Annotated in this window: 17 protein-coding genes and 1 pseudogene; 4 read left to right on the top strand and 14 right to left on the bottom strand. The window is 33.7% G+C overall.

Going from position 1 to position 17,611, the window contains the following annotated elements; translation table 11 throughout:
• Positions 1–180: 180 nt before the first annotated feature.
• Positions 181–2,517, bottom strand: a complete 2,337-nt coding sequence (locus FJOH_RS12265; protein ID WP_012024424.1) for a GH92 family glycosyl hydrolase — start codon at positions 2,515–2,517, stop codon at positions 181–183.
• Positions 2,518–2,654: 137 nt separating this feature from the next.
• On the opposite strand from FJOH_RS12265, the gene imm9 reads away from it, so the two are divergent.
• Both imm9 and FJOH_RS12255 read left to right on the top strand, forming a co-directional pair.
• On the top strand, positions 2,655–3,107 hold the full coding sequence (imm9, locus tag FJOH_RS12260) for an Imm9 family immunity protein (RefSeq protein WP_012024423.1): 453 nt from the start codon (positions 2,655–2,657) through the stop codon (positions 3,105–3,107).
• A gap of 64 nt (positions 3,108–3,171) precedes the next feature.
• Positions 3,172–3,795 carry a M949_RS01915 family surface polysaccharide biosynthesis protein gene (locus FJOH_RS12255; protein WP_012024422.1) on the top strand — a complete coding sequence of 208 codons (624 nt, stop codon included), beginning with the start codon at positions 3,172–3,174 and terminating at the stop codon, positions 3,793–3,795.
• A 17-nt stretch (positions 3,796–3,812) separates the two neighbouring features.
• On the opposite strand, the gene FJOH_RS12250 is transcribed toward FJOH_RS12255, so the two are convergent.
• From FJOH_RS12250 to FJOH_RS12195, 12 genes and pseudogenes are all read right to left on the bottom strand, one after another.
• Complete coding sequence (locus FJOH_RS12250) at positions 3,813–4,433, bottom strand: GNAT family N-acetyltransferase (protein WP_012024421.1); 621 nt, start codon at positions 4,431–4,433, stop codon at positions 3,813–3,815.
• A 32-nt stretch (positions 4,434–4,465) separates the two neighbouring features.
• Positions 4,466–4,822, bottom strand: a complete 357-nt coding sequence (locus FJOH_RS12245; RefSeq protein ID WP_012024420.1) for a hypothetical protein — start codon at positions 4,820–4,822, stop codon at positions 4,466–4,468.
• Positions 4,823–4,942: 120 nt separating this feature from the next.
• Positions 4,943–6,121, bottom strand: coding sequence for an AIR synthase related protein (locus FJOH_RS12240; protein WP_012024419.1), 1,179 nt, complete (start codon positions 6,119–6,121; stop codon positions 4,943–4,945).
• 153 nt (positions 6,122–6,274) lie between these two features.
• Complete coding sequence (locus FJOH_RS12235; RefSeq protein ID WP_012024418.1) at positions 6,275–7,759, bottom strand: carboxypeptidase regulatory-like domain-containing protein; 1,485 nt, start codon at positions 7,757–7,759, stop codon at positions 6,275–6,277.
• Positions 7,760–7,789: 30 nt separating this feature from the next.
• Entirely contained in the window at positions 7,790–7,858 is a 69-nt protein-coding gene (locus FJOH_RS27400) for a hypothetical protein (protein WP_354017283.1), read from the bottom strand.
• A 598-nt stretch (positions 7,859–8,456) separates the two neighbouring features.
• Positions 8,457–9,176, bottom strand: a pseudogene (locus FJOH_RS27395) (CsgG/HfaB family protein); the annotation flags it as partial.
• Between the two features lies 1 nt (position 9,177).
• Positions 9,178–9,582, bottom strand: a complete 405-nt coding sequence (locus FJOH_RS12225) for a curli production assembly/transport component CsgF (RefSeq protein ID WP_012024416.1) — start codon at positions 9,580–9,582, stop codon at positions 9,178–9,180.
• Between the two features lie 16 nt (positions 9,583–9,598).
• Entirely contained in the window at positions 9,599–9,862 is a 264-nt protein-coding gene (locus FJOH_RS12220) for a CsgE family curli-type amyloid fiber assembly protein (protein WP_052295185.1), read from the bottom strand.
• 59 nt (positions 9,863–9,921) lie between these two features.
• A complete protein-coding gene (locus tag FJOH_RS12215; protein ID WP_012024414.1) occupies positions 9,922–10,332 on the bottom strand; it encodes a hypothetical protein in 411 nt (136 codons plus the stop codon).
• An 8-nt stretch (positions 10,333–10,340) separates the two neighbouring features.
• Positions 10,341–10,865: a hypothetical protein gene (locus FJOH_RS12210; protein WP_012024413.1), complete on the bottom strand. Its 525-nt coding sequence runs from the start codon at positions 10,863–10,865 to the stop codon at positions 10,341–10,343.
• A 66-nt stretch (positions 10,866–10,931) separates the two neighbouring features.
• Positions 10,932–11,777: a curlin-associated protein gene (locus FJOH_RS12205; RefSeq protein ID WP_012024412.1), complete on the bottom strand. Its 846-nt coding sequence runs from the start codon at positions 11,775–11,777 to the stop codon at positions 10,932–10,934.
• A 394-nt stretch (positions 11,778–12,171) separates the two neighbouring features.
• Positions 12,172–14,361: a glutamine synthetase III family protein gene (locus FJOH_RS12195; protein WP_012024411.1), complete on the bottom strand. Its 2,190-nt coding sequence runs from the start codon at positions 14,359–14,361 to the stop codon at positions 12,172–12,174.
• 427 nt (positions 14,362–14,788) lie between these two features.
• On the opposite strand from FJOH_RS12195, the gene FJOH_RS12185 reads away from it, so the two are divergent.
• Together FJOH_RS12185 and FJOH_RS12180 are read left to right on the top strand one after the other, a co-directional pair.
• Entirely contained in the window at positions 14,789–15,805 is a 1,017-nt protein-coding gene (locus tag FJOH_RS12185) for a glutamine synthetase beta-grasp domain-containing protein (RefSeq protein WP_012024410.1), read from the top strand.
• A gap of 230 nt (positions 15,806–16,035) precedes the next feature.
• Positions 16,036–17,010, top strand: coding sequence for a TerC family protein (locus FJOH_RS12180; RefSeq protein ID WP_012024409.1), 975 nt, complete (start codon positions 16,036–16,038; stop codon positions 17,008–17,010).
• Positions 17,011–17,084: 74 nt separating this feature from the next.
• Here the strand turns inward: FJOH_RS12180 and FJOH_RS12175 are convergent, their stop codons facing one another.
• Positions 17,085–17,603 (bottom strand): hypothetical protein, encoded by a 519-nt coding sequence (locus FJOH_RS12175; RefSeq protein ID WP_012024408.1) that lies wholly within the window; start codon positions 17,601–17,603, stop codon positions 17,085–17,087.
• Between the last annotated feature and the right edge of the window lie 8 nt (positions 17,604–17,611).

Genomic DNA, 17,611 nt, shown 5'->3' with positions numbered 1-17,611 from the left:
CTTTATTTGAAGTGCAAATTTCGTGAAGTTTTTTGTTATTTGCCACGAATTCACGAATTATACTAATTTAATCTTTGTTCTCTTGTCCGGCTGAAAAATCTTTCTGTCAGGCTGAGCGAAGTCGAAGCCCTTTTTCGTTGCAAAAACCCTTCGACTACGCTCAGGGTGACAAATATAAAACTAATTTTGATATTGTTTCTTATTGGGTTTTGAACTCATATAAAACGTAATTTTCCCGCCATTTATAACATCAGCATGTTTTAAAAATGGTTTATCAAGCTGTTTTCCATTCAGCAAAACTTTACTTACGAACACATTTTTATTGGACTGGTTTACGGTTTCAACTTCAAATATTTTTCCGTTTTCTAAATTAAAAATACCTTTTTTAACAAGCGGACTTCCTAAAGCATATTCATCAGAACCCGGAGCAACAGGATAAAATCCTAAACTGCTGAAAATATACCAGGCACTCATTTGTCCGAAATCGTCATTTCCTCCTAAACCATCTGCCCCATTTCTGTACATTTTTTTCAGGATCATTCTAATTTTGTCTTGCGATTTCCAAGCCGAATCTGTCCAGTTGTATAAATAAACAACATGATGCGAAGGTTCGTTTCCATGAACATAATTTCCAATAATTCCTTCTCTTGTAATATCTTCTGTATTTTCGAAATACTTATCTGGTAAATGCATATTGAAAAGTGAATCTAGACGAATTTTAAATTTCTCATTTCCTCCCATCATTTTAATCATATCTGCGGGATCCTGCGGTACATACAAACTGTAATTCCATGAATTTCCTTCAATAAATCCCTGTCCGTGTGTATCAAGCGGATCAAATTCTTTTTTAAAAGTTCCGTCGTTTAATTTAGGACGCATAAATCCGGTTTTCTCATCGTAAACGTTTTTATAATTTTTAGATCTTTCGATAAATTCATTATAAACGTCTGTTTTACCCAGTTTCTTTGCTGCCTGTGCAATTGCCCAGTCGTCATAAGCATATTCTAAGGTTTTAGAAACAGATGAACCATTTTTATCTTCAGGAACATATCCTTTTTTCATATAATATTCTAATCCGTCATAATAAGGTACTTTTGCTGTATTAACACAAGCCTGAAGCGCTTTTTCGGCATCAAAACTAACATTACCTTTTACAATGGCATCTGCCACAACCGAAACGGAATGATACCCAATCATACACCAGTTTTCGTTAGCATAATGTGACCAAATTGGCAGCATTTTATGCACACTTTGATCAGAATGTGCCAGCATTGAACTTACCATATCGGCATTTCTTTTAGGCTGTACAATATTAAAGAATGGATGTAATGCTCTATAAGTATCCCAAAGTGAATAACTGGTATAATTGGTAAAGATTTCAGCTTTATGAACATTCATATCCAAACCTTTATAATTTCGGTCTAAATCCATGTATTCTGTCGGGCCAAGAAAAGCATGATACATTGCGGTATAAAAGTTTACCAAATCTTCTTTTTGAATGGTTTCAACCTGAATTTTATTCAATTCTTTGTTCCATACTTCCTGACTTTGTTTTTTAACTTGTTCAAAATCCCAGTTTGGAGTTTCTTTTTTCATGTTTTCTAAGGCTCCTGCAGAACTTACAGGCGATAAAGCCATTTTAATTTTAATTTTTTCTCCTTCATTGGTATCAAAATCAAAAAACAATTTCAGGTTTTGTCCTGCCATTTCAGGGAAATTTTTTGTTTGATCAAATCTTCCCCAAAAACCTCTGTAAACGCTTTTTTCCTGCACAGCCTGTCCGTAGCTTTTTATTGGTTTGCTAAAAGACATGGCAAAATAAACCGTTCTGGTTCTTGCCCAGCCGTTTGTTTGGCGATAACCTGTAATCAGAGTATCGTTTTCTACACGCACAAAAGTCCAAACATTCTTTTTATCGTAATTATAAATTCCAGAAGTTAAATCGAGAATAATATGGGCATCATCTGATTTTGGAAATGTGTATTGATGCATTCCAACTCTGGTTGTTGCAGTAAGTTCTGCTTTAATATTGTGATCTTCCAGAAGAACGCTGTAATAAGCCGGCTCTGCTTTTTCTGTTGAATGAGAAAATGCTGATCGATATCCTGACAATGGTTTTGATGCCACGCCTGGATTCAATTGCAGTTTTCCTGTGGTTGGCATAATTAGAAAATCTCCTAAATCTGAATGGCCTGTTCCGCTAAAATGTGTGTGGCTGAATCCTACAATGGTTTTATCTTCATATTGATATCCCGCACAGTATTTATAAACTTCTCCATTGTATTTTCCGTTTAAACTATACGCAATTGTATCGGTTTCCGGACTTAACTGCACACTGCCAAACGGAACTGTTGCACCAGGATAAGTATGTCCCATTTTTGCCGTTCCAATCATTGGATCAACATATTGAATTAAATTTTTATTGTCTGTCTTTTTTTGCGCATTACAGTTTACTGTAAAAGAAAATAGTAAAACTCCAATTATAAAACGAAAATTAGATTGCAGCAGAATATTCATGTGGTTTTATTAAGTTTTTTTAAGTCTAGAAAATTACAATAAAATTAGCCTTTTTAAAAATTTAAATTTTAAACTACTTGATAAACTAAAAGTAAGTATTTTCCTATGTTTTTAATATCTTTGAAAAAAGTATAATAATGAAACTAAAAGTAGTTATAAGTCCTGCAATAATTGATTTTCCTAATCTACACAATGAAAGATTATTATTAGAGAAACGCATTAATGAAATAGCAAATGAATATAAGTTCATAAATGAGCTGCCAGAATGGACCATTGAATTTTATATACTTTTGGGAAAAGGTAATTGGAATGGAATTTACAAAAAAGGAACAACAACATCTTCATTATCAATAAGAAGTCATTCTATATTTCTTTCGGTTCCATTTAGCAAAGAAATTGTATGGGGAATTAACGAAAAAAAATTCGCTCCTAGACCTGAATTAAATCAAAGTAAATTCAAAATAATATCATCTAACAATTGGAATTTATATGACAATTTGAATGATTACATAATTGAAGAATCATTCCTGCTAATTATCGATCTTTTAAAATCAGGTATAAAATTTAAAAATATTGATATACAAATTTAAAAACTTACAAATAGTAAAATCAAATTCGGTTTAAATATCTTTGATTTTTCTAATAAATGCCCAAATGAAAAAAATAACGCTGTTTTTGTTTCTCTTATACTCTGTATTTACTTTTTCTCAAAAAACCGAAAGCTATAAACTGTCAAAAGAACAAATTGCTCAAAGAGAACTTAATGAGATTGCCGATTTTCCTATTTATCGAGCTTTTGAATACAGCGATAAAGGCGGCGTTACGAATTTGATTTTAACCGAAAATCAAAAAAATATTTCGAAAAAAGATACTTTAAACACTAAAATTCAGGCGATTTGTGTCATGAATGATCATGGTGGTTTTTTAGAAAAATGGAGAATAAATGATTTGCTTGAAGATTATGAACCGAAAGAAACTAATATCTGGTTTTGGACAAAATACTGCAGCACTAAAGATATTGACGGCGATGGTTATATTGATCCGGTAATTGTTTACGGAACGAGAACGGAATATGGAGAAATCAGGAGAGTAAAAATTATTACAATTTACAATAACAAAAAATATGTTATTCGTGCTGTAGAATGTGATTTGGACTATTGCAGAAGTTTTAAAAAAGATGCAAATTGGAATTCTTTACCACAAAAGATTAAATTAAATATCGATCAATTACTAATCAAATTAAGAAAAGAACAGAATCTATTATTGAAAAACGGATAAGAATTAATTGTTAATTGTTAATTGTTAATTCTATAAAGTTTTTTCTCTAGATTTTCTTTTACCTCATCGAACCATTCATTTTTTAGAATACTTAAAACAATAGAATCTCGGCGAACATCGCTGTCTCGTGTTGGCATGTGGCTTCTTAAAACGCCTTCTACTTTACAGCCAATGCTTTTCATTGCGGCAATGCTACGTTCGTTATTATTATCGGCGCGGAATTCTACTCGTTCCATTCCAAGGGTTTCGAAAGCAAATTGTAGTAATAGATATTTGCAGTGTTTATTTAGTCCGGTTCCTCTAAACGCAGATCCGTACCAGGTATATCCTAACTGTAAGGTTTGAAAATCAAGGTTGATATCATAAAAACGTGTTGAACCAGCGTATTTTTGGGATTTTTTATCGAAAACTATAAATGGAAATTCTTTTTGGTTTTCTCTTGCCTTAACTGCCAATTGAATATAATGGATCAAATTTTCTTTTCCGTCAGCACCCACTAAGGAATATTTCCAGGTTTCTGGTTCGTTGATCGAAATTTCAAGTAAATTTTCTACGTCTGATTCTTGAAGTGAACGCAGTAAAACAGCATCGTCTTCTAAAATTATATTATCCGAAAAACTGAAATTTGATTTTGACATGGCTTATGTTTTTTGAAAATCTTTGAGAAAACTTATTCACTCATTTCATCATAACGTTCCGGAACCTGCGGATCGTAAAGCGGACATTTAAATTCTTCCATGATATCTACTAATTTATTCATGGTTTTACCTTCTGTCCCGTAGCAGTCAATTTTTATACTCTGCGGTGTTGTAATAACTTGAAATGCGCCTTTTCCTTTTGGATTTTTCCAGCTGTTATCGTCAACTCTTTCCCAATCTGAAAAGACAGAATTAATTCTGTTTACGATTACTTCAATTTGAAGTACTGCAAGACCTTCAACATCTTGTTTTTCTACAAGCGCTTCATAAACTTCCTGATTGTTCAGGTAAATTTCGTCCAGATATTTCCAAAAAAGTAATTCGTACATAATATAATGTGTTAAAAAAACATAGAGATGCACAATTATGCATCTCTAAATTTAATAATTATTTTAAAAGTTTCAAAGTCTTTGCAACTCTGAACCTTTGAACCTTTGTAACTTTAAAAATTAATATTCAAATGTTCCGTATTCGCTTGTAATTGTAAGTTTTTTAGAATCTGAAGCTTCTACTCTACCCACGATTTGTGCATCAACATTGAATGATTTTGAAATTTCGATAATATCCTGTGCGATATTTTCCGGAACGTAAAGCTCCATTCTGTGACCGCAGTTAAAAACCTGATACATTTCTTTCCAATCTGTTTTTGATTGTTCCTGAATTAACTTGAACAATGGCGGCACCGGAAATAAATTGTCTTTTATAACGTGTAAGTCTTTTACGAAATGTAAAATTTTAGTCTGCGCACCACCGCTGCAATGCACCATTCCGTGAATGTCTTTTGGTGTGTATTTGTCTAAAATTTTCTTGATAATTGGTGCGTAAGTTCTTGTTGGTGAAAGTACCAGCTGACCTGCATTTATTGGACTGTTTTCAACAGCATCGGTTAAATTTACCTGACCAGAATAAATTAATTCTTCTGGAACAGCTGCATCGTAACTTTCAGGATATTTTTTTGCTAAATATTTACCAAAAACATCATGACGGGCAGAAGTTAATCCGTTACTTCCCATTCCTCCGTTATATCCTTTTTCGTAAGAAGCCTGACCAAAAGAAGCCAAACCAACAATTACATCTCCAGCTTTAATATTAGCATTGTCTACAACATCCTCACGTTTCATACGAGCGGTAACAGTTGAATCTACAATAATGGTACGAACAACATCTCCAACGTCAGCAGTTTCTCCTCCTGTTGAATGAATTGTTACGCCAAATGATTTTAATTCGTTTATTAATTCCTCTGTTCCGTTAATAATTGCTGAGATAACTTCAGCAGGAATTAAGTTTTTATTTCTTCCAATAGTTGAAGAAAGCAAGATATTATCTGTTGCGCCAACACATAACAAATCGTCAATATTCATGATTAAGGCATCCTGAGCAATTCCTTTCCAAACCGAAAGATCTCCGGTTTCTTTCCAGTACATATAAGCTAAAGATGATTTTGTACCCGCTCCGTCAGCATGCATAATTAAGCAGTGCTCATTGTCCTGAGTTAAATAATCTGGGACAATTTTACAAAATGCCTGCGGAAATAAACCTTTGTCAATATTTTTTATAGCGTTATGTACGTCTTCTTTTGATGCCGAAACACCTCTTTGTGCATATCTTTTGCTAGAATCTGAACTCATGAAAATTAGTTTGTGTTGATGTGGTGCAAAGATAATCCCTTTTTTTAAATTCTTCGATTGATTCGTCTGTATGATTCATAAAAAAATCGGCAGATTTTGAATACTGCCGATTTTCTCCGATTAAATTATGTTGGTTATTATGGTATTTTCTCTTTATTCCCAGTCTGGCATTGAAGTTCCGGAGAATAATACAACTCTGGAATTTGCAACTCCTATACTGGTTTTTAGAATATTTTTTACCGAAATACCATCATTTGATGTATTGGTAAAAATTAATTCTGATTCGTTTGGAGCATATCGTACATCCAAATCGTTGGTTCCCGAAATTTTCTCAGTTACAATTTGATAAGACGATGATGTTACAAAACTATATTCGAAAATTCTGGTATCAAGCTGGCGGTAAGTCGAATTTTCAAAACCGGTTATATCTCTGGTGTAAATTAATTTTAATCCAGTAACAGAGAAATTTAAACCGCCTACTGCGCCTGGTTGTCCGGAAAGTATTGAAGCTGTTATCGTACCCGAAGTATCAATAACATACACCTCTGCATTATAACCATTGGCATCATTTACTTTTAAGGCAATTTTAGTTCCGTCGGCACTCCAGTCGCATTCTGATATAAATTTGCCGTTTGGTGTTTGGAATATTTTGGTTAAACCGCTTCCATCACTGTTAATTCTGTACAGTTTATCAAAACTCGGATAAATAAACTCACTTCCCGAAGCATTCCAGGAATAACCTATATAATCTGAATTGAAACCTGCGATTGGCACTGAACTGGTTACTTTTTTTATTCCTGTTCCGTCAAAATTCATTGTGTAAATATCATTTTGCGAACCGTTTGTGGCAATAAAAGCAATTTTTTGCGCCTGATTATTTCTCCTCGGACGCCAGGAATTTTTATCGGAACTGGTTAACTGATATTGTTTTCCGGCATCATCTGCGGCAAAAATTACATTGTTATCGCTTATCTTTTTTACAAACAAATAACGTGTTGTTGGAAATTGTAAAGTTGTAAAAGCGCTGATAGTACTCAAAACAGGTGTATTTATACCGTCATTAACCTCAACCTGCCAGTAATATTTTGTTCCGAATAAAAGATCTGTTAAGGTTATTTTTTTCTCTTTTATATTTTCAAAAGTTTTTACATCACTATTACTGTCATTTCTAAGCGTTACTTTAAAGGTCAGCACATCATTATTAGGATCTGTAGCCGTCCAGGTTAAATCAAGCGAAACAGCTTGTGCTGTACTGTTATCAATTGGACTTACTAACACCGGAACTGTTGGCGGTTTATTATTTGCCGTTGATTTACTGAGTTCAAAAACAATTTCAGATGTATTATTTGCTGTAATGGTTACGGCTTCAAATTTTGCAACATATCCGTCTTTTTGAGCCTGAAAAGAATATTCGCCTACTTTTACATTTGAAACTGTAAATTTCCCGGTTTCATCTGTAAATACGGTACTTGATGTTGGGCTGGATAATATTTTTACGTTTTCCATCGGCTCAAAAGTATCTGCCGAAACTACTTTTCCGGTAACGGTTCCAAACTCCGACTCTCCTATTTTTTCTTCACTGCACGAAACCAAAAACAATAAAAAAAGTACACTTGCTATTTTGTATAAATACTTCATTATTCCTTTTTTTTAAATTTAAATTTCATTTTATATTTCAGATTTGATCTCCTTACTTGTTCTTCTTTTTACCAAAATAATAAGTAAGTCCAAAACCAAACTTGTAATAATAATCGTCTCTGGTTCCGGCTTTTATATAATCGACATTATCACTAAAATTGATGTTTTGTTCAGCAAATAATTTTAGTCCAATTTGGTCTGAAACCAAATATTCGAGTCCCGCTCCATACTGCAGTTTTCCGTATGTGTTTTCAAATTTCCGATTCATGGCAAGTCCGCCGCCGCCATATAAATATGGTGTTAATCGGTCTTTTGGAAGTAAAATCCATTCCAGATTAAGATCGTATGTTATATATCCTACATCGAGCAAATTTTTGTTGGCCAGATTTACAACATTTGTAGAAGCACTTATATTAAAGGAAGGTGTTAAAAAGAATTTTAATGCACCTCGCCCAAAAGGTCTTAAAAGCGGATCACGATAATCTCCGTCCATTAAAGCAGCTCCTCCCGAAACTTCTATGGCATATTTGCCTCTTCTGTTTTCTAAAACTCTTCCGTAAAGTCCTGTTACATCGGCAGTTTTATTTTCTTCATTATAGGCTTTTATCAAATTATCGACCTGCCATTTTGGTGCATCGGCTTCCCAAATATTATCCTGAAGTCCTTCTAAGACTAAAGATTCTACAGCTTTTTCTATGGCTTCGGTAACCGCCATGTGTACGGGCTCATTTGTTGTATAACCTGTTTCAACTTCCAAAAGTCTTTTAAAATTTACATATCGAAACAAACTTTCATCAATTGCCTGCGATAAAATGGTTTTCGAGATATAAACCGATTTTAAAATTTTTCCGTTTGATGTTGAAATCATCCTTAAATAAATGGTAACACGATCCTGACGGTATTTTACTGATGCTCCGGCACCAAAATATCTAGCACCAAAACCTCCGGTAATAATATTAGAATCATACGAAACAATACCGCCTTCGAGCAAAACTCCGGCATACAATAATGGGGTCAACTGTGGTTCGTTTGGATTGGCATTTTTTACATATTCCTGTCTTGTAGCACGAATAAGGTTTCGTTCCTGAAGCAGGTTTCCAATGTTTTCGCGTTCAATTGGGATAAACCATTTTGAATCTTCTAAAGCCTTTATTAAAATTGAAGTTGCTCCCTGGGTTACGGCTGTACTAAAACTGCTTCCGTTTTCCTGCGGTTTATATTGTCCTGTTTGGTCACGGAATTTATAAACCCCAACTACAACCTGCTCTTTTGGTTTTGGCAGGTCTTTTAATAAAGATGTCGCAGGAGTGCTTTCTCCCAAAATTGCTTTTTGCACTCCGGTCGGCTGATTGTAATAAGCACCGCAGCCCGCAAAAAGAAATGCGATCAGAATAAATAAGTAGTAATGTAATCTCATGTTATTGATTTGGGATGATTACCTGAGTTTGTTCGCCTGTATTAGTATCTAAAATATTAAGTGTGAGTCCATCTGCTGATGGATAAACGTCGACAGAATAACTTCCGAAGGTATAAGAGCCTTCTTTAATACCGTCAGTACCAAATTGCTGTTTATAAAGCGTACTCGAAATCTGACTTAAGAGCTGCGAATTTAAATTGGCTTTAAACCGTTCTAGGTCTGTTTGTTCTTTTGTTTCGGCTGTTTTATCCTTTTGCTTATTTTGAGCCTCGGCACTGCTCAAAAGCCATTGATAATTAAAAGTGTCTCCGCCAAATGCAGGATTTACAGGTTTATAAACTAAAGCCTGCGCATTTATAAATGGAGAAATAAGCAGGAATACTGCGAGGATGGATATAAATTTCATGTCGTTAATAATAAAATTAATACTGAGTGAAATATTTGCGCTCTTTTTCTTTTTCTTTCAAATAAGTGAAGGTTGCATTTACAGATTCTTCTGCAACAGCGTCTAAAAATTCGTCGTCTGGTCTGGCCAGAAACTCGTATATAACTTCGTTATCTATAGAAACGGTTATAGCGGTGTTTCTCGCAAAACTATATTCTTCACCTATTGTGACTATTTTATCAGCGTTGATTCCAATATCATTGTACTTGTAATAATACCTGTCATAAAAATCTTTTCCCATTTTGGTTTTGGTATCATCTGTAATAATTCCCCGCAAAACAAATCCGTCAGCAGGAAGAATTATTGGATCTTCTTTTTTTTTTCTTCACCCAAAACCACGCGGTCTTTTGCAATTATCTGCTTGTTTTCATCGTAAAACAAAAGCAGTACAATTACTTCATCATCTTCAAGAAGATTGATTTGAGAGGTTGACAGTTTTTGTATTTCATTTGGCTGCAGGGTAAATATTCCAATCTGGTCATTATTTGACTGATTATTACTTTTATTATTATTTTTTATAACAGACAACCTGTATGCAGCACTTCTCATAACATCGGTGAGATTCTCGGCTGTACCGGTAATTTTTACATTTCCTTCAATGTTTTCTACTTCAATTTTAGCTTTTATTTTGTCCTGCGGGACCTGCCCGAAGAAAGCCATAGTAGTATAAAAAAGGACTAAGGTTATAGTATGTCTGTTTAAAAAACGCATGTTTCAATTTATTTATTAATAAGAATTATTGAAGCTCCATTTCCTGTTTGTGTAATTTTCATGTTTTTTGAAAGGGAATTGGTTCCAATATTCTGAATGTTTTGATTATCGCCTTTTTGAATCATTTCCATATTTACATTATAATTTGTGTTTAATGTAAAATCAGAAATTTTATTATTGTTTCCTTTTTGAATCATATTTTGTGTAATCGTTTTGGCCTTTTTATCCAAAAGCAATTCGTTTACATTTCCTTTTTGGTCAACAGAAACTTTGGTTTCATTTGATTGTAAATTGGCTTTTACTTTGTTTAAATCTCCAATCTGCTGAATTTGAACACCAGGCTGGATTTTTGAGTTTAGCTCATTTTGTTCCTTTTTATCTAAAACCGAAACCACGCTCATTGCGGTTTCTTTTGAATTAAAAAGTGAGGAACTGTAATGGCTGAATTGTGAATTGTCTTCTTTATTATTCTGGCCGTAAAAGGCAGGACAGTAAAGAATTAATAATAGTATAGAGAGAATGAAAGTTTTCATCTTGATACATTTAAAATTAAAAAATGTGATAGCCGTTCTACGACTATCACATTTGTATTTTAACCCTTAGTTGCTTTGAGTAACAGTGATTACATTCATGTTTCCTTTAGAGAAAGCAATACTGCTGTGTGCTGCACCAGTTTGAGTTACAGTTGCTGTATTTTTGTTTCCAATCTGTAATGTGTTTTCTGTTAACTTAGTACCGTTTTGTACAGATGTAGCTTGGTTTTCATCACCATATTGATAGTGGTTTGAAACATTTTTGTTTGCTGCAGTAGTACCGCTTGGAGAAGTTTGTGTCTGCCATGATTTGTTAGAAACACCACCTTGGCTGGCATAAGCTACGTTATTATCTCCTTTTTGAGTTTGAGTAGCCTCATTTTTGCTGTGAGGACCAACCGGAACAGCTACACCATTCACATGTCCAATTTGAGCAGCTGTAAAAGGAGCTCCCGTTGGTTTTTCGTTACCAGTAGTACCTTGATCTACAGTTGCAGTGTTGTTGTTACCAGTTTGTGTCTGCCAGGCTTTGTCAAATCCACCAGTTGAGCTTGGTGCATTAACAATTTGATCTTGCCAGATTGTAGCAGAGTTGCTGTTTCCTTTTTGAGTTTGATAAGCTTGGTTATCATGGTTGCTTTGAGAAATAAATGCACCATTGCTGTTACCGTCTTGTTTTACATCAGCTTTATTGTTTACTGCATTGTAAGTTGCCGGTTGAATTCCCTGATAAACTTCTGATTTGTTTGAATCTCCTAACTGGTCAATTTTAGAATCATTTGTTTGTCCGTTTTGATTCACAATACCGGTGTCAGAATTTCCGACTTGGTTCACTGATGAAGTGTTACCTTGAGCGATTGCCGCTACTCCCACAAACAGCATCGCTGAGATGCTTAGAATTACTTTTTTCATAATAAATATATTTAATTGGTTATTAATACAACTTATTATGCAGGTTTTGATTTGGGGGGAAAGTCTGGGGGCTTTACATCTTCATTTGAAAACAAAAATTGAATCTTTATTTCCTTTTCTCTTGACCAAAATTAGAAAACTTATTGATACACGATTCATGTAGAATTAGCTATTTTCCAATTACTTAACTTCTTTTCGATGAAATGTAAAACTATCTCGATGAACTACTAAAACGACGAAAAATTTAAGTAGGAAATTACTTTATTATTACAATTTATTTACATTTAAGGGCTAACATTTATTAAAATGAGTATCAATTAGACCAATTTTTCATTTTATCATAAAAAAACCTGTCTTTATCAAGACAGGTTTTTAACATTTCTAAGTATATAACTTATTTCGTGAACAGTAATTCTCTATATTTTGTTAGTGTCCAGCTTTCGTCATCAACTAATAATTCTAATTTATCACAGTGATTACGAATTTCATCAAAATAAGGTTTTACTTTATTGCAATATGCTTCGGCCATTTTTTGGGCATCAGTCAATTGGTTTGCTTTTTTTCTTTCATTAGTCATTGCCAATACTTTAGAATTGATTCCTTCAATATGACCTGAAATTTCTTTTATTAAAGTAATTTGTTCTTTTGCAATGGTTTCAAATTCTTTTCCAAAGATTTCTTTTAAACCTTTTACATTTTCAATTAAAGTATTCTGATAACGAATTGCTGTTGGAATTACATGGTTTCTGGCAATATCACCTAAAACTCTGCCTTCAATCTGGATTTTCTTTGTGTATTCTTCCAATTCAATTTCGTAACGGGCTTCGGCTTCAACGTGGTTAAAAATTCCAAGTTCAGCAAATAACTCCAAAGCTTGTTTTGATACTTTTGCCTTAATAGCTTCCGGAGTAGTTTTAAAGTTGCTTAAGCCTCTTTTTGCTGCTTCTTTTTCCCAAGCTTCGCTGTAACCGTCTCCTTCAAAAAGGATTTTTTTAGATTGTTTGATGTATTCTCTTAAAACATTAAAAATAGCATCGTCCTTTTTCATGTCTTTCGACTCAATTAGGTTCTCTACTTCATTTTTAAAGTCTATTAATTGTTTTGCTACAATCGCATTCAAAGTGGTCATTGCGTTTGAACAGTTTGAATTTGAACCTACGGCTCTAAACTCAAATTTATTTCCTGTAAAAGCAAAAGGCGAAGTTCTGTTGCGATCTGTATTGTCTAATAATACGTCTGGAATTTTCCCAACTACATTTAATTTAAGATCTGTTTTTTCTTCTGGAGAAAGTTTTCCTGTTGTTACACTTTCTAACTCAGACAATACTTTTGTTAATTGCGCTCCAATAAATACAGACATAATTGCCGGAGGCGCTTCGTTTGCTCCTAACCTGTGATCGTTACTTGCTGTTGCGATAGAAGCTCTTAATAAAGTTTCGTTATCGTTTACTGCTTTTATTGTATTAATAAAGAAAGTCAAAAATTGTAAATTGCTCATTGGCGTTTTGCTCGGACTCAATAAATTAACTCCTGTATCTGTTGCCAGCGACCAGTTATTGTGTTTACCAGAACCGTTTACACCTTTAAATGGTTTTTCGTGAAATAATACTTTAAAGTCGTGACGTTCTGCTACTCTCTGCATTACATCCATTAATAAAGAGTTATGATCTACAGCAAGATTTGTTTCTTCAAAAATTGGTGCTAACTCAAACTGATTTGGCGCAACCTCATTATGACGCGTTTTTACCGGAATACCCAATAACATACATTCCTGCTCTAAATCTCTCATATAAGTAAGCGCGCGGGTTGGGATAGATCCAAAATAGTGATCGTCTAACTGCTGTCCTTTTGCAGAAGTATGACCTAATAAGGTTCTTCCTGTCATCATTAAGTCTGGACGAGAATTTGCCAAAGCTTTGTCGATCAGGAAATATTCCTGCTCCCATCCTAATGTTGCCGTTACCTTTTTTACGTTTTTGTCAAAATATTTACAAACTTCTGTAGCTGCTTCGTCAATTGCAGATAATGCTCTTAATAAAGGTATCTTATTATCTAAAGCTTCACCAGTATAAGCGATGAATACAGTTGGAATACATAAAGTTGTACCATATATAAAAGCAGGCGAAGTTGGATCCCAGGCTGTATAACCTCTTGCTTCAAATGTATTTCTAATTCCACCATTTGGGAAACTTGATGCATCTGGTTCCTGCTGTACTAATTGTGCACCGCCAAATTTTTCTACAGACTCATTGCCGTCATAAGACGTTTCAAAAAAAGCATCATGTTTTTCTGCTGTTGTTCCTGTAAGCGGCTGAAACCAGTGTGTATAATGTGTAACACCTTTTGATAATGCCCATTCTTTCATTCCCATGGCGATATAATCTGCCAGTTTTCGTTCTATCTTCGTTCCATGTTGAATGGCATCTCTTACTCCTTTTAAAGCATCAGAAGTTAAATACTGCTTCATTGCTTTTTCATTAAACACATTTGAACCAAAAAGATTAGATTTTCTATCAATTTCTTCAAAATGCACCGGCTTTCTGGTAGAAGCTTCTTTTAGCGCTTGGAAACGTAATGTTGACATGTCTATAATTTTAAAAATTCGTAATAATTTTCATTGAAAAATGATCGACAAATATAAACAATAAATAACCCTGTTTTAAACTTAAATTCGAGATTTTTATACGAGGATTTTTCAACAGATGAAGCTTTTTTTAAAGAATAATAAAGATGATGTAAAGAAATATAACAAAAAACCTCAATATTATTCATTAAATAAACATTTTTTCATAATTTCTTAACCCTAAAATTCAAAAACAACACCATATTTTTACGAATTTATTTTTTTATAGCGTTAAAAATTACTTTTTTTAAAATATACCCCTGCCAAAATTGCGCTTCTCAAAAAAATAGTACTTCATAAAACAAAATAGCCCCCTAATTTTTAGGACTAAAAAAATAAATCTATATTTGACCCAGCGAAAAAACAAAAAAAATAAATTTATATTATTATGGCTAAAATTAAGTTAGAGTACATTTGGTTAGACGGATATGAACCAACTCAAAATCTTAGAAGTAAAACTAAAGTTGAAGAGCACGAAAATTTCAAAGGAACATTAGAAGAACTTGGAAATTGGTCATTTGACGGTTCGTCAACAAAACAAGCTGAAGGTGGATCTTCTGACTGTTTATTAGTTCCAGTTGCAATCTATCCAGATCCAACTCGTATTAACGGATGGTTAGTAATGTCTGAAGTTATGTATGCTGATGGAACTCCGCACCCATCTAACGGAAGAGCCACAATTGATGATGATAATGATGATTTTTGGTTTGGTTTCGAACAAGAGTATTTCATCATGGATACTAAAACACAACTTCCACTTGGTTTCCCAGTTGGAGGATACCCTGCTCCACAAGGGATGTACTACTGTTCAGTAGGTGGAAAAAACACTCACGGTAGAAAATTAGTTGAAGAACACGCTGATTTATGTATCGCTGCAGGAATCAACTTTGAAGGAATCAACCAAGAGGTTGCCTGCGGACAATGGGAATTCCAATTATTCGCTAAAGGTGCTAAAAAAGCAGGAGACGAAATCTGGGTTGCTCGTTACTTATTAGACCGTTTAACTGAGAAATATGGTTACTATATTGAATATCACCCAAAACCTCTAGGAGATACAGACTGGAATGGTTCTGGAATGCATGCTAACTTCTCTAACGAAGTTTTAAGAACATGTGGAGACCAGGCTACTTACGAAAGAATTTGCGAAGCTTTCCGTCCTGTTACTGCTGAGCACATCGCAGTTTACGGAGCTTACAATGACCAACGTTTAACTGGTAAACACGAAACAGCTTCTATTCACGATTTCTCTTATGGAGTTTCAGACAGAGGATGTTCTATCAGAATTCCTTTAATGACTGTTCAAAAAGGATGGAAAGGATGGCTGGAAGACAGAAGACCAGCTTCAAACGGAGACCCTTACAAAATTGCTGCTAGAATTATCAAAACTGTTAAATCAGCTCTATAATTCAAAACTTACAATATATTATAAAAATGCCGGCATTCTTGCTGGCATTTTTTTATGCATTAAACTCTGCAAATTTTAAAAACATTTTGAATTTTACACACACAGAAACCTCATAACTCTATAATAATTAACATTTTACAAATAACAAATATTCCTTAATTTTAGGACTAAATTTAATTTTTAAGTTAAACATCAAAACTTATCTTTGTAAATCATTTAAAAAAATCAACATGATAGTCTGGACTCTCTTTTTGCTGGCCGTAGTTTTTATTCTTGCTTTAGATTTAGGTGTATTTAACAAAACACCTCATATTATAAGCACCAAAGAAGCCAGCAAATGGACCTTAATTTGGGTTACTTTATCCTTTCTTTTTTCAGGAGTAATTTATTGGCTTTACACTACAGATTATATCGAAAACCCTGATGGTTTAAAACCTGCAGTAGCTTCAATGAAGTTTATTACCGGTTATTTAATCGAGTTATCTTTAAGTGTCGATAATATCTTTGTAATTGCGATCATTTTTGCATCGTTTAAAATCCCGCAAAAATACCAACACCGTGTTTTATTCTGGGGAATTCTGGGCGCAATTGTATTCCGCGGATTAATGATTTTCTTCGGAGTAATGCTTATCAATAAGTTTGCGTGGACTACTTATATCTTTGGAATCTTCTTAATATTTACAGCCGTAAAAATGTTATTTTCCGGCGAAGAAGAAGACTTTCACCCAAAAGACTCTTTTGTTTACAAAGCTTTAGGAAAAATTATTCCTATTACATCAGAAATGGATGGTGAGAAATTTTTCATTTTAACCGAAAAAGGAAAAAAAGCCGCTACCCCGCTTTTCGTAGCTTTGATTGTAATTGAGGTAATGGACGTTTTATTTGCTGTAGATAGTGTTCCTGCAATTCTTGCTATTACTAAAGATCCGTTTTTAGTATTCAGTTCTAATATTTTTGCAATTCTGGGATTACGTTCTATGTATTTTTTCCTGGCAAATATGCTGGCAAAATTCAGTTATTTAGAATATAGCTTAGTTGCCATTTTAGCTTTTGTTGGTTTAAAAATGCTTTTACACGATTGGATACACGTTCCAGAATGGGCATCTTTAGGATTTATTGCACTTTCACTTTTAGTAGGAATCTTGGTTTCGCTTAAATTCGGAAAAGAAAAAGTATTAACTGATTCTGATTTAGATCAGCATTAATAGTTCTAATATATTAGGTATAAAAAAAAGGAAATCGTAAGATTTCCTTTTTTTTTTATTAATTCATTTCAGAATTAGTTTAATTGCTTAACATTGCTATCATCAATGTTATATTTTTTAATTACAGCATTATAATCTGAATAATCAGCTTTTGCTTTTTTTGCATTTAACCCGTCATCTCCAGGAATAATAACAACTCTAAATGTTTTTCCAAGTCTAAAACTACTTGGCAACTGAGATAAATCACTCAAACTTCCATCAATAAAAACCGTAACTCTATTTTTAGAAAAGTTAAAATTATACTGAGCAGTTTCTAAACCATCATTAAAGTAATATATCTGAGGTAACAATGCCCAGCTGTCTACTGCATTTGGAGCACTAACTAACTCATACACCAAAACATTATCTCCAGACAACATACCTGACGGTGTACTGGTAACAGCAAAATCTGGTCCAGCAAAATTAACATTATTCATTTCATAAACATAAGGAAGCAAAACTCCTCCATCTTGTCCCGGAGGCCCTTCTGGCCCTTCACAGCTTGTAAATGCAATTAACCCAACAACTGCGAATAGTGTAAGTATCTTTTTCATAATATTAT

The organism is Flavobacterium johnsoniae UW101 (genome assembly GCF_000016645.1).
Classification (GTDB): Bacteria; Bacteroidota; Bacteroidia; order Flavobacteriales; family Flavobacteriaceae; genus Flavobacterium; species Flavobacterium johnsoniae.
Note: the sequence above shows the minus strand (reverse complement) of the source record. Positions and strands in the feature narration are given on the sequence as shown.